Source organism: Paenibacillus sp. y28, assembly GCF_037137075.1.
Classification (GTDB): domain Bacteria; phylum Bacillota; class Bacilli; order Paenibacillales; family NBRC-103111; genus JBBBNV01.
This window is the reverse complement of record NZ_JBBBNV010000007.1, coordinates 71,278-84,816: the sequence shown is the minus strand read 5'-3', so window position 1 is coordinate 84,816 and position 13,539 is coordinate 71,278. Positions and strand designations below refer to the sequence as shown.

Sequence of the window (13,539 nt, the reverse complement as noted above, 5' to 3'; positions counted from 1 at the left end):
GAGTCTAAATAAGATGAACCTCTGACGCCACGAAAGTGAAGTGGTGTTGGAGGTTCATTTTGGTTTGCAGGCACAAGAATTGTGCCTGAGCTTTTTTTCGCACCGCGGGCAGCTCCCGGCTCGCGGTGTTTCGCTGCAGGACGGCGTTCAGTTGACCACATGGCAGGCGCAGTCAGGCCGACTATCTGGCTGATATCGCGTTGTTAACAAATTGTAACGTAACTTTTCTCTAGGTTCCAGAGTCTATAATAGTAGCCTCATGTAAGAGATTGCTAGAACTAGATTTATGGATTTGGAGAGGAGTTATATCAACAGGATGAAGAAGTGGATGGCAGCAGTTGCAATAAGCACATTAATCGTTCAGGCAGGAACCGTCGTATGGGTGCCCCAGACAGGCTATGCCGCGACCGCGGCGGCTTCGTCGATGACATTGATCAAAGAAACGCCGATTACCTCGGGCGCGATTTTGAAGGATTACAGCTGGTCGTTTGAACGCAATAAGAAGCCGGTTCAGGTCCAAGCTCACGTCATACAGGTGGACCTTCAGAATCCCTTAGTGAAGCTGGACACAATTGCCGGTACAGGGCAGCAATACACCAAAAGGCAGACAGCACTCGGGATGGCCAATGAGAACGGCGCTGTCGCCGCAACGAATGGGGATTTCTACAATATGCAGGCCGAGGGCGTACCCATGGGGCCCCAGGTGATAGATGGAAAGCTGACCGCAACGCCTTCGGTGGGCTTGAACGGGTTTTACAGCTTTGGGCTTACGAAAGAGAATAAACCGGTCATTGATTTGTTCTCGTACGAGGGAACAGTCAAGACGGCGGATGGAGCAACGTTCCCGCTGGGTGGTATCAACAAAACGTACTACTGGACGGAGCCGGATGGCACGCACACACATAAAGACGGTTTGTTTATGTACACGGATAAGTGGGGTCAGGTGGATCGTTCTAACGATGGGGTCAGCTATCCCACAGAAGTGCTTGTCCAAAACGGTGTTATCGTGAAGGTAGCTCCAGGCGATATTATCGATATGATTGCTCCCAAAGACGGTTACATTCTCCGGGCCGCGGGGAAAGCCGATGAGTTCGTGCGGGCGCATATGAAGGAAGGCGACAAGCTCATTGCAGATTATCGTGTGTTTGCGCTCGATAACGCCGATAAGTATGATGTCAGTACATTTAATACCATGATTGGCGGGCATACCATTCTTGTGGATCAAGGGCAGCCTGCCGAATTTTCCCGAAATACGAGCGAGATTTCCGGGGGTTCAGCAGTGGCTAGGACGGCGATCGGGTATACGAAGGATGAGCGGTATGTATATGTAATTACAGTTGATAAAAATTCGACCAGCACCGGGGTGACCTTGGCCGAGCTGCAGCAGCTGATGATAAAGCTGGATACCTGGAAAGGGATGAATCTGGATGGCGGCGGATCGACGGAAATGGCGGTACGCCCGTTAGGCGAGTTCGCGACACAATGGGTAAGCAATCAGGAGTCACGGCGTGTCGTAAACGGGGTAGCGGTTTATTCCACGGCACCGGAGGGCAAAGAAGTGCAATGGGTGGAGCTGCCTCAGAAGCAAACCTATTTCGTTAATGAAAAAGTAACTCTGACTCCGAAAAAAGCGTACGACGAGTACTACAATCCGCTCGACCCGAAAAAGGTAACCGGACAATGGACCATGTCTAGTCCGATAGGCAGCATAGACGGCAATATTTTGACGGCTAAACAGAAGGGGACAACACAGGTAACGTTCCAAAACGGGACAGCACAGGGCTCAATGGAGGTCCAAATCTTGGGCAGAGAGGATATATCGAAGCTGGAGGTATCCACGTTATCCGGTGAAATTACAGACACGAACAAGCCCCTGCTGAAGGTGACCACGACGCAAGGAGACGAGCGTGTTCTTGCGCCGGAATCCATACAGTGGGAGAAACGAAAGAGCGGAGAGAAAGAGGTATGGATTGCCCGGGTAGACGGGTTCAGCACGATTGTGACTACTCCGGTGACAATGGAGAAGCTGCTGGCCGATTTTGATGCTACAAGCTTACCGGTTTCCTTCAGCAGTTTGCCGCTGGATGCCGATATACAAGGTACAGCCCAAATCACCGCAGTGCCTGGAGATACAGGATCATCATCCGGAAAGGCAGCCGTGTTGAACTATGACATGAGCCGCGCAGCCGGGACCAAAAATGCCTCAATCCAGTTGAACGGTCAAGGTATTGAGCTGAACGGGCAGCCGCTATCCATGAAGCTGCGTTTATATGGAGACAGTAGTAATAACTGGTTTCGGGCCGAGCTGACGGATGCCACGAAAAAATCGTTTTTGGTTGATATTGCACGGCCAATCGACTGGACCGGCTGGAAGGACATCACGGTGGATTTCTCATCTTACGGGATGCAGTATCCGGTCACATTAAAGCGGCTTTATATCGCCAGCCCGCTGAATGAGCAAAATGAACGGAAGCAGGTCGGGATGGTGGCCGTAGATAATCTCTCCATTCAGTATCAGCAAACAGCGGACCAAGGCGTGAAGCCGCTTGTTAAGCTTGCGATTGACCGCAAGGAATTGACCGCTGACGGCAAACAGGTAGTACTGGACCAAGCGCCGGTTATTGTTCAGGACAATACGATGGTGCCTATCCGCTTTATTACAGAAGCGCTTGGAGGCCAACTGGCCTGGGATGAGCAGGAACGGAAAGTGAGTATTTTGCGCGGAACGCATTTTGTCGAGCTGTGGGTCGGTCAGAAGGACTTGGTGGCAGACGGAAAAAGAACGACCGCTGAGGTAGCTCCTCTTATTATGAATGAGCGCACCATGGTGCCGCTGCGCATGATTGCGGAGAAAATGGGCTGGCAGGTCGGATGGGACGCCAGTACCTATTCTATCACTCTCCAATAATTGGAAATTACTAGCAAAAAGACTCCATTCATGTGCCCAAATTGTGATACTATGAATAATAAAGTATAATTAGCACATAAAGGAGCCTTGGTCCATTTGGAGATTGATGCGATCGACAAGGTTATAAAAAACGCCATTAACGTCATGGAAACGAGTAAATATCAAATTTTTGAAATTTGTGAAAGCGCCCGTTCGGAGTGGGAAGCTCTTAACAGGGAGCTGCAGCATGTCATTGAGGAAACGAACCAGACCATTGAGCTGGTGGATAAGCTGGAGATGGACTACCGCCGGGCCCGGGTCAAGCTGACCGAGGTTAGTCGTGATTTTCACCGTTTTAAAGAGGAAGATATTCGTGTTGCCTATGAAGCGGCTACAAATATTCAACTGCAATTGTCGATATTTAAAGAGAAGGAAATTCATTTGCGATCCAGACGCGACGACTTGCAAAAACGGCTCAAAAATTTGGACAAAACAATTGAGCGGGCCGAAGCGCTTGTTATTCAAATGAATTTGGTGCTTGAATATTTATCCGGTGATTTGAATCAGGTGACGCGTATTTTGGAATCCGCCAAAAACCGTCAAATGCTGGGATTCAAAATTATTTTGGCCCAGGAGGAAGAGCGCAAGCGGATTGCCCGTGAGATTCATGATGGCATGGCGCAATCCCTTGCCCATGTGGTCGTCCGTGCAGAAATTGCCGAAAGAATGATCGTCAAGCAGGAGTTTGAAGCTGTTCGAATGGAGCTTTCGGAGCTGAAGCAGCAAGTACGGAGCGGGCTGGAGGAGGTCCGAAAAATTATTTTCAACCTCCGTCCGATGGCGCTCGATGACCTGGGGCTTGTACCGACGCTGCGCAAGTTTATTCAGGATTATGAGGAACGAACCAAAATTCGCACGCACTTTGAACTGATGGGACGAGAAGAGAGGCTGCCTTCCGCGATGGAGGTTGCTGTCTTCCGTCTTGTTCAGGAGGCGTTCTCCAATGTGTACAAGCACGCAGAGGCATCCTTTGTATCTGTCGAGCTGGCTTATTTGAAGCGGCGCGCTAAAATTGTCGTTACAGATAACGGAATCGGTTTTGCGGTGGATCGTGTGGAATCTGACGGCAATCACTTCGGATTAATGGGCATGCGCGAGCGAATCGAGCTGTTGGAAGGCACCATGGAAATTTACTCTCAGCCGCATGCGGGTACACGTATAACGATTGTAATCCCGTTTGGTGCTGAGCGTGAGGAAGCGAAAGGACAGACGTAGGGAGGAGCTGGGATATGGGATTTACAACAGAACAAAACAAAGTCAGAATTTTGATTGCTGATGACCATCAGCTGCTGCGTGAGGGCGTAAAGCGTATCATTAATATGGAGAAGGATCTTGAGGTTGTCGGCGAGTGCGGTGACGGCATACAGGCTTTGGAGCTGTGCAATACTCTGCAGCCGGACGTTGTCATTATGGACATCAATATGCCGGTCGAGAACGGCGTAGTGGCTACGCAGAAGCTGAAGGATTTTTTCCCGGACATTAAGGTCATTATTCTTTCTATTCATGATGATGAAAGCTATGTGTTTGAAACGCTTCGCAAAGGCGCCTCCGGGTACTTGCTCAAGGATATGGAAGCAGAGTCCCTTATCAATGCGATTCGTTCGGTTGTAGCCGGGCATGCTTACATTCATCCGAAGGTGACAGGCAAGCTGGTCAATCAGCTGCGCCGGATGAAGTATTTTGACATGGTGGGGCTTGAAGGCGGAGCAGAAGCGAAGGAAGAGCGTCTACGGTTCTCGCATAACTCCAACAGCCCGCTGACTCGCAGAGAAGTAGAGGTGCTGCGGCTGATGGCGGAAGGCAAAAGCAATAAATCCATCGGTGAGATTTTGTTCATTAGTGAAAAGACGGTCAAAAACCACGTCAGCAGCATTTTGCAAAAAATGGAAGTCGATGACCGCACACAAGCTGTTATTATTGCAATAAAGAATGGATGGGTCACCCTTTAATTACATATTCCAATGACACCTTAGATAAGTTTGCGGCATATACTGATCCCAAGACGTTTCTACGGGGGGAGGGTGCCGCGATGCTTATCGGAATGTTGTGGATCCTCGGTATTTATGGCACAAGCGTGCTGCTTGTTCATTGGATTCTTGTGATGCACAAGGAGCCGGAGGCAGATCCGGTTCATTATGTATTTATCACTAAAAACAATGAACTGCAGGTGGAGTGGATGCTGCGTATGGTCCTGTTTTTTACATGGCTGCGCGGGGAAGCTATACGGATCACAATTGCCGACGAAGGCTCTGTGGACCAGACACTTGAAATTGCCGGCAAAATGCGTGCCTACCGCGAGGGGATGATGGAGATTATTCCATTGAGCAATACGGGGGATGCGCTGGACCAGCTGCTTGCTGAATGCGGAATGAGCTGCGTAGTGGTACACATGAACGGGATGAAGGATTTGAAACAAATTACCGCACTATAACGGGAAGCGCTTACAACGTGGAATGGGGAAGGGAGGAGCTATTGAAGGCTGCCTTGTACGGGGTGTGTCAGGACGGTTTGTGCTGGACATGGTATGTTTCCCTGGATATGCGAGTGGATGTGCATCTGAGACTTCAGAGCCTGGAGGGAACAACCCTGCTTTGGCTGCTGGAGCCCCAGGTTTCGCTGGGACAAGCTGTTCTGTGGAGTAGGCATTTAAACCAACTGCAGGTTAGAGTGACGAAGGAGGAAATAACGAGACAGATTCGGGATGTATGGGCTGCCGTAGGCTTCGATGCCGCCGCCGGTCCGGTAAGCCTTGATATCATGGAGCTTACACTGGAGCAGTGTAGAGGCGATTATAGGCTTCCTGAGCTGAGGCCTGCCGAGTATTTGAAGCTGTTGGACAAAATCCAGGGCAAGGCTTTGCTGCAGCCGGAGCTGCTGTTTCTTATGGAGCAGGAAGGACTAGAGCATTCAGCCGCACACTGGGCCAGCTATTTGCAGGCGGCCTGGGTGGAGGGGCAGCTTGCTGTTGAGGCCGGAATGCGGGTGGCTTGGCGCCGGAGACCTCCGTTGTTCAGAAAGGTTGTCGAGTTAAGCTGCTTGCGCTGCGGCAGCGGTTCGGAGCGGATGGTGCTGACGGCGTGTCCTGCTTGCGGGGGGAGCTGCCCTTATTGCGAGGAGTGTCTCCATCTGGGCCGAAACCGCTTTTGTTCATTGCTTATCCATGGGCTAAGCACTCGGGGGATCATCTGCACCGATGATAAACATGCTGTGGCTGCCGATTGCCATACAGCGCAGCGTCTTCAAAAATGGGGCCTGAGTGAGCCCCAGACGGCTGCAGTCCAAAGCGGGCTGGCGTTTCTGAAAGCGACCGAGCATAACGGAGGCCGGTTCCTCATCTGGGCCGTTACAGGGGCGGGGAAAACGGAGATGATTTATCCGCTCGTGGAAGAAGCAATAGAACGGGGCGGACGGGTGCTGCTCGCCACACCGCGACGCGATGTGGTACTGGAGCTGCAGCCGAGGCTGGCCAAAGCCTTCCCGGCAGAATCGATTGTAACGCTGTATGGCGGAAGCGAGCAGCGGTGGCAGCAGGGCCGAATCGTACTGGCTACCACGCATCAGCTGCTGCGGTTCTGGCGGTATTTTGACCTGGTTATTATTGATGAATTGGATGCATTTCCTTATCACAACAATCCGATGCTAGCATACGCGGCAGAGAAGGCCCGCAAGCCGGAGGGGAAAACCATTTTGCTGTCAGCTACACCGCCCAAGCCGCTTGAGGCTGCGGCTGCTCGGGGCAAGCTGCCGCATGTGAAGGTTCCGGTCCGGTTTCACCGGCATCCTCTTCCTGTGCCCAGGATCGTACGAATACCTCCTGTAAGGAAGATGCTGCTGTCCCGCAAAATACCGGCTGTCCTGATGCAGTATATCGCGGCATCGGTTTCGAGGGAGGCCCAGCTGTTTATTTTTGTTTCCAGAATTGCGCTTGTTGACCCCTTCGTGTCGCTGCTGCGGGACTTGCTTCCCGGGGTGCCGATTGAGGGCACGTATTCCCACGATAAACAGCGCGGCGAGAAGGTTATCGATTTCCGTAACCGGGGAACGCGTATATTGGTCACAACGACGATTTTGGAGCGGGGAGTCACTGTTCCCAAATCGGATGTTTTTATTTTGGATGCGGATTCATCGTTATTTGATGAAGCTTCCCTGGTTCAGATGGCTGGACGGGCAGGCCGTTCAATGGATGATCCCGCGGGACAAGTTATTTTCGCTTCGCCATATAAAACCAACCCGCAGACAGGGGCGGTGCGTCAGATTAACGCCATGAACCGGATTGCACAACGACGGGGGTATTTGCGAAAGCAAGGGTGACCCGGGCCCGCGAGTGAAGTGGTTTTGACTACTATCATGCGCTGCCGCCTTCGCGCGTTGGAGCTGGCCGGCATCATGTTGCAAGCAACCCTGCGCTGTGGCTTGGAGCTTCGGGCTTCAGTGCGGCATATTCATTTTTCAGCCTGTATGAGCGATGTTCTTGTTCTGTATAAGAAGGACGGCAGGCTCGTTTTCGGGCTCTTACAGGAGGGATCGGGCTGTTTAAGCAATGGGCACACGAATGGACAAAAAAAGCGGTAGTTGGCGGACGGCAGCTCTTTGCCCCGCGGCCTGAGTCGTGCGCCATTTGTAATCGAATGCTTAAGGGCGCGGCGAAGCCGTTAACCGGAGTATGCCGGCAGTGTAACGAGGGTATGCCTTGGATTTCGGAAGCATGCTGTCAGATTTGTGGCCGAGGCGAGGCTTGTACGGATTGTATACGCCGCGCGCAAACTTATTTTATTCGCAGCCGCAGTGCCGTGCAGTATACGGAGAGCATGAAGCAGCTGCTCGCACTTTATAAATACCGCGGGGATGAGCGCAAGGAGCAGGTACTGGCGCAAATGGTTCGCTATGCCTGCAGCCAATTGGTAGGGAGTGCGGCGGGGCGGCATCAGGTCGATTATGTCACTTATGTGCCCCTTAGTCCGGAGCGTCTGTCTGAGAGGGGCTTTAACCAGGCGGAACGGATGGCGCGGGAGGTGTCCCGATACTGCGGTGCTCCAGTGGTCAGTCTTTTGGAGCGCACGCGGCATACCGGAAAACAAAGCTACAAGTCCCGGTCGGAAAGACTGGCTGATATGCGCAGCGCATTCCGGCTCCGTGAGGACGAATGGAAGCGGATCGCCAATAAACATTTAGAGCGGCGGTTACATATTATCGTCGTGGATGATGTATATACGACAGGAAGCACATTGAATTCCTGCGCTAAACAAATAACGGAGCGGTTGCCGGCTGATGTGTACGGAATAACATGGGCGAGGTAGGCGCTTTCTTCAATTTTTTGAATGCAATGCCGATATAAATAATAACTACGAGGAAGTCGTTTAAGGAGGATACCTCATGGCTATGAACGTTGCAAACTGCACCCGGTGCGGGAAAATTTATATTAAAAACAGCTACGGTATGTGTCCCCAATGTATTAAGGACATCGAAGTGGAATACGAGAAATGCTTAAAATATTTGCGGGAAAACCGTTCTTGCACACTTCAAGAGCTCAGTGCAGGCACGGGGGTCGCTTTTAGCCAGATTACCCGGTTTATCCGGGAGGGACGCATTTCTATCGCTAATGCTCCGAATATGACTTATCCCTGTGAGATGTGCGGAACCCAAATTCGGGATGGGAATATTTGCGAAAGCTGCCGGGGCAAGCTGGTCAAGGATGTCAGAAATATGCATGAGGACGAAAACCGCAAGCATGCGAATGAGGCGGAAAAGCATCGGACCGCATTCCAAATCCGGGATCGGCTGGAGCGGGACAAATAAGTCGCTCTATTTTCAGCAGCACAGCAGCACACTAATCTGACATATAAAATACACGGCATCTTAACTTTTAAGGTATCCTCACCGATAAAAGAAATAACGCATATTCGGTGAACTGATTATGGGAAAGTCTGAGGTGACAAGAAATGAAAATCAATGGCATGAATTCAATCGGCGCGGTGAACAAGTATAGTAAAAGCCAAGAATCCCAGAACGCGGCCGGTTCGGGAAAGCTGGGGAAGAAAAAGGATTACATCGAGATATCTGATGAGGCTAAAGAGCTGCTTAACACACAATATTCCGCATCCTCTGATAAAATAGCAGAGCTCAAAAAATCGGTCGCATCAGGCACATATGATGTTAATGCGCGGCTGTTGGCGGATAAGCTTTATCCGTATGTAAAGAAATAAACCTTGAGGTGAACGAGCGATGCCTTTCCAATCCTTACTGAATACAATGGGCGCCATTAATGATGTGCATATTACTCTAATCGAGCTGGCGGCTGAGAAAAAGCAGGCCATTATTGATAAACGCCTGGACACGTTATCGAGAATAACCAAGCAAGAGAGCGCGCTGCTGAAGCGGATTGGAGAATTGGAAGGGCAGAGGAACGAAACGATTGCCAAGGTATTGCTCTCTAAAGGCTACAGGGCGAGCCTAAAAGTGGCTATTAGCGATTTGGCCAAAATTATTTTTAACCCGGAGGACAAAGAAATGCTGCTTGAGTCTGGCAGACGGCTGATGTCTTCTATTCATACATTGCGTGAAGCCAACGAGTTGAACCAGCAGCTGATTCAGCATTCGCTGGATTACATTAATTTCTCGGTGGATCTCCTGAAGGGTCCGTTTGAAGAGAATGAAGTTATCTATCACAATCCGCACCAAAAAAGTTTGGGTGCTGCCCGTTCAGGTTTGTTTGATACGCGAGGATAAATTTAACTATGGCTAGGAGGCCAATCAAATGCCGTCAACATTTATGGGGATCGAAATTGCCAAGCGCTCCTTATTTACGCAGCAATTAGCCATTACTACGACCGGACACAACATAAGTAATGCTAATACCGAGGGCTACTCAAGGCAAACTGTAAACATGGTTGCGGCGCGTCCGATGGAGTACCCCGGGATGTCGATTACAACAACTCCGGGGCAGATTGGGCAAAGCGTTGAGCCGCAGAGCATTACCCGGATTCGGGAAGATTTTCTGGACGCCCAATTCCGTAATGCAAATTATCAGCTCGGCAATTATACGATCCAGAGTGATACGCTGGAAAAGCTCCAATCCATTATGAATGAGCCTTCGGATACTGGAATTCGGGCGGTGCTGGATAAATTCTGGACAGCCTGGACGGATTTAAGTAAAGATCCTGAAAATATATCCGGGCGCAAGGTAGTACAAGAAAGCGCTAAATCCCTTGCCGATGCGTTTAATACCACCAGCAGGCAGCTAAGTGATTTACATAGCGATTTGACGCAAAATATTGAGGCCAAGACAACTCAAATTAATACTCTGTCATCTCAGCTCGCAACCTTGAATGAGCAGATTTACCGGATTGAAGGGCTCGGTAATAAAGCCAATGATTTGCGCGATCAGCGGGATCTTCTGACAGATCAGCTCTCTAAAATAGTGAATATTGATGTAACGGAAGCCGATCAGGGCTATACCATCAATGTCGGGGGGACGAACCTGGTAACAGGCAGTACGTTCACAGCCACCTCTTCCACTGCGCTGGAGGGCTTGTTCGCTGCGGGTACTTTGCAGGGCGGAGAAGTATATGGCATGATGTATGCCAGAGATGTCTATGTGAGCGATTATCAGAATCAGCTGGACGCCCTGGCGAATTCGCTCGCCAACGGTGAGGTGGAAATTACAATTCCTTCAGGCTCGGTTATTCCTTCAGGCACTACCCTGAACGGGATTCCGTATTCCGGGACGGTCTTGGATCGTACATTAGCGGATGATTTGAAGGTCACTGTCAATGGTGTTAACGGCTTGAATAAGCTGGGGTATTCGTTAGACACACCGGCAATCAGCGGGCTGGACTTTTTCACCTCTACGGATGGCTCCGGCATTACAGCAGGTAATATTCAGCTGAATACCGTGATTGCAAACGATGCAAATAAAGTGGTTACCTCCTTGCGTTCGATGACGAATAGCGGCGGTGTGGAAATTTCCGTTAGCGGCAACAATACATTGGCGGCGCTCATGTCCCAGCTGAAGCAGTCTTCATTTACTTTCAGCAGCTCCTCGGGAGGCTCTGCAACGCTGACCAATGGGACAGTGGATGACCTGTTCCAGGCCATTGTCGGCCAGATGGGTGTTCAGGGCCAATCAGTTTCACGGCAAGCGGACAACCTCCAGGCCATTGTGGAGCAAGTAGAGAGCAGCAGACAATCGGTCAGCGGGGTATCGATTGATGAAGAGATGTCCAACTTGATTAAATATCAGCATGCATACGGAGCAGCATCCAGATTCATGACGACGATAGACGAGATGCTGGATAAGTTAATCAATAGCACCGGCGTAGTTGGCCGTTAATTTCATTCGTAAAGGGTGATTCAAAGTGGCAATACGTGTAACCCAAGGCATGATTCATACACAGCTTTTGAGCAATTTATATGCAAATACGAACAGGCTGAGCGAGAATCAGAACATTGCCGCGACGGGGAAAAAATTAAATAAGCCAGCCGATGACCCGGTTGGCATCACCTATGCGCTTCGTTATCGCAGCGACTTGTCCATGAACACGCAGTATCAGAAAAATGTCGATGCAGCGGCTTCTTATCTTGAGCATACAGATACCGTGCTTGGCCAGTTCGACGAAATTATCCAGCGTGCTAAGGAATTGACGGTACAGGGCGTGAGCGGCTCCAATCCGCAAACGGCACTTGATGCAATCGCACAGGAGCTGGGACAAATTTATGAGCAGGCTGTGACCTTGGCCAACTCCCAATTCAACGGCAAATATATTTTTAACGGACAACTTACGGACCAGCGGCCGTATACGTCGGATACTGCAGCATCTGATCTGACCGATACGCAGCAAACCCAGTTCCAGCTTGGCGCCGGCATTAGTATTCCGATTAATTTGACCGGTAATGAGGTGTTAGGGAAACCCACTGACGGAGACAACCTTTTTGCAGTGCTTAAGGGTCTGAAAGATGCTTTTGAAGGCGGGCTTCAAACAACAGCCAGCGATTTAATGGAACAGTTGGATGGAAGATATGACAAAATTCTCAACTCCCGTGCCGAACTGGGTGCGCGCTCAAACCGGGTGGAACTAATTCAGGGCCGTTTGACGGATCTTACGGAAAACCTGACTGCGTTGGACAGCAAGGTGGAAGATGCAGACATGGCGGAAACCATCATGAAGCTGCAGCAGGACCAGAACGTGTACCAGGCTTCCTTATCCGTAGGTGCCAAAATTATTCAGTCGAGCCTTCTCGATTACCTTAAATAGGCTTGGGGGGGATTGGTCTTGCAATTACAAAGGCTTTCTATGCGGCAAACGTTTGCCCAGATCGGAATGGAAACTCAGAATGCTTCTGTGGATATGAGCTCACCCGACGGTGAGCTGTCCATCGAACAACCACAAGCCAAAATGGATTTTAAGTATGATCCGGGTACGTTAAGTATTGATTCTTCTGCGGCTTGGGCGGCTCTAGGGAAGGGGGGGCATCTGGGCTGGATGAACCGGATTTACAGCCAGTTGCCGGAGATTTTTAAGCAATCCCTAGCCAAAAAAGCACAGGAGGGGCAGCGGGCGGCACAGATTACGAATCCGGCCAATGCCTTCGCCGAAATTGCCCGCAACAATGTGTGGAACGGAAGCGGAATCCAGTATACCGGACCAGCCAGTGTGGATAATGTCAACATTCAGTACGAGCCTGGAAAGCCGCAAACAAATATTGATCCGGTGAAGCCTTCTATTCAATATACCCCAGTCAAGCCCGAGGTGTCGTTCAACCGGGGCTCGGTCGATATTTATATGAAACAAATGAATTCGCTTGATATTTGGGTCAGTGAATATGATTGGTATAAATAATGAAATCTAACGAGATGCTATAGCCCGGGCTATAGCTTTTCAGCTTCCTGAGGAGGAAAACAATGTTAAACAGTCTGCATGGGGGAACATTTTATTTTCATGGAAGTCTCCTAGGTTTTGGCGGGTGTGATCGGTTTCAGTTCCAGACCGTGGACGAAGAAGGGGTTTATGGATATTTGCAAAGCGAGGAGGATGAGGCCGTCGGGTTTGTGGTTGTCAATCCGTTTTTGTTCTATAGTGATTACGGCTTTGAAATCGAGGAGCAGGCCAAGGAAGCCCTAAAGCTGGAGTCACATGAGGATGCGGTCATTTTAACGATTGTTACGGTGCAGGAGCCGTTTGATCAGTCCACCGTGAATCTGCTCGCGCCGCTGGTGATTAATTTGAAGACGAGCCAGGGCAGACAGCTGGTGTTGCCGCCGAAGCAGGGCAGCCTTGGCACTCGCGAGCCTCTGTTTCGACATGTCAGAGCGATAAGGGAGGAATAGTCGGATGCTCATTCTGACCCGCAAAAAAGGCCAGTCCATCATGATAAACGATAATATTGAAATCGTCATCTCGGCAATTGACGGCGATCAAGTCAAAATCGGGATTGAGGCTCCTTCGGAAATTAACATTCTGCGCAAGGAAGTATATTTGAATATTCAGGAGAGCAACAAAGAGGCGGCTCAAACGAAGATGACACTGAACGATTTGAAGAAGCTGATTAAGCCGGAATAAATTTTTTTGAAAAAGGGCTAAAAAGCTCTAAACTAA

Annotated in this window: 14 protein-coding genes; all 14 read left to right on the top strand. The window is 50.2% G+C overall.

The window, feature by feature from the left end:
• The first annotated feature begins 316 nt into the window (after positions 1 to 316).
• The gene (locus WBG83_RS08180; protein ID WP_336744318.1) at positions 317 to 2,908 is read left to right on the top strand and encodes a stalk domain-containing protein; all 2,592 of its coding nucleotides are present in this window, start codon (positions 317 to 319) and stop codon (positions 2,906 to 2,908) included.
• Between the two features lie 96 nt (positions 2,909 to 3,004).
• On the top strand, positions 3,005 to 4,162 hold the full coding sequence (locus WBG83_RS08175) for a sensor histidine kinase (RefSeq protein ID WP_336744316.1): 1,158 nt from the start codon (positions 3,005 to 3,007) through the stop codon (positions 4,160 to 4,162).
• Positions 4,163 to 4,176: 14 nt separating this feature from the next.
• Entirely contained in the window at positions 4,177 to 4,896 is a 720-nt protein-coding gene (locus tag WBG83_RS08170) for a response regulator transcription factor (RefSeq protein ID WP_336744314.1), read from the top strand.
• An 80-nt stretch (positions 4,897 to 4,976) separates the two neighbouring features.
• Positions 4,977 to 5,378 (top strand): hypothetical protein, encoded by a 402-nt coding sequence (locus WBG83_RS08165; RefSeq protein WP_336744312.1) that lies wholly within the window; start codon positions 4,977 to 4,979, stop codon positions 5,376 to 5,378.
• A 17-nt stretch (positions 5,379 to 5,395) separates the two neighbouring features.
• Entirely contained in the window at positions 5,396 to 7,258 is a 1,863-nt protein-coding gene (locus WBG83_RS08160; protein WP_336744310.1) for a DEAD/DEAH box helicase, read from the top strand.
• A 497-nt stretch (positions 7,259 to 7,755) separates the two neighbouring features.
• Positions 7,756 to 8,244, top strand: a complete 489-nt coding sequence (locus tag WBG83_RS08155) for a ComF family protein (protein ID WP_336744308.1) — start codon at positions 7,756 to 7,758, stop codon at positions 8,242 to 8,244.
• 82 nt (positions 8,245 to 8,326) lie between these two features.
• The gene (locus WBG83_RS08150) at positions 8,327 to 8,743 is read left to right on the top strand and encodes a TIGR03826 family flagellar region protein (RefSeq protein WP_336744474.1); all 417 of its coding nucleotides are present in this window, start codon (positions 8,327 to 8,329) and stop codon (positions 8,741 to 8,743) included.
• 143 nt (positions 8,744 to 8,886) lie between these two features.
• Positions 8,887 to 9,150 (top strand): flagellar biosynthesis anti-sigma factor FlgM, encoded by a 264-nt coding sequence (gene flgM / locus WBG83_RS08145; protein WP_336744306.1) that lies wholly within the window; start codon positions 8,887 to 8,889, stop codon positions 9,148 to 9,150.
• A gap of 19 nt (positions 9,151 to 9,169) precedes the next feature.
• Positions 9,170 to 9,673 (top strand): flagellar protein FlgN, encoded by a 504-nt coding sequence (locus WBG83_RS08140; protein ID WP_336744304.1) that lies wholly within the window; start codon positions 9,170 to 9,172, stop codon positions 9,671 to 9,673.
• Positions 9,674 to 9,701: 28 nt separating this feature from the next.
• On the top strand, positions 9,702 to 11,276 hold the full coding sequence (gene flgK, locus WBG83_RS08135; RefSeq protein ID WP_336744302.1) for a flagellar hook-associated protein FlgK: 1,575 nt from the start codon (positions 9,702 to 9,704) through the stop codon (positions 11,274 to 11,276).
• A 25-nt stretch (positions 11,277 to 11,301) separates the two neighbouring features.
• Positions 11,302 to 12,198, top strand: coding sequence for a flagellar hook-associated protein FlgL (gene flgL, locus WBG83_RS08130; RefSeq protein ID WP_336744300.1), 897 nt, complete (start codon positions 11,302 to 11,304; stop codon positions 12,196 to 12,198).
• Between the two features lie 18 nt (positions 12,199 to 12,216).
• On the top strand, positions 12,217 to 12,783 hold the full coding sequence (locus WBG83_RS08125) for a DUF6470 family protein (RefSeq protein ID WP_336744298.1): 567 nt from the start codon (positions 12,217 to 12,219) through the stop codon (positions 12,781 to 12,783).
• Between the two features lie 62 nt (positions 12,784 to 12,845).
• Positions 12,846 to 13,271: a flagellar assembly protein FliW gene (gene fliW / locus WBG83_RS08120; RefSeq protein WP_336744296.1), complete on the top strand. Its 426-nt coding sequence runs from the start codon at positions 12,846 to 12,848 to the stop codon at positions 13,269 to 13,271.
• Between the two features lie 4 nt (positions 13,272 to 13,275).
• Positions 13,276 to 13,503: a carbon storage regulator CsrA gene (gene csrA / locus WBG83_RS08115; protein WP_336744294.1), complete on the top strand. Its 228-nt coding sequence runs from the start codon at positions 13,276 to 13,278 to the stop codon at positions 13,501 to 13,503.
• The last annotated feature ends 36 nt before the right edge of the window (positions 13,504 to 13,539 follow it).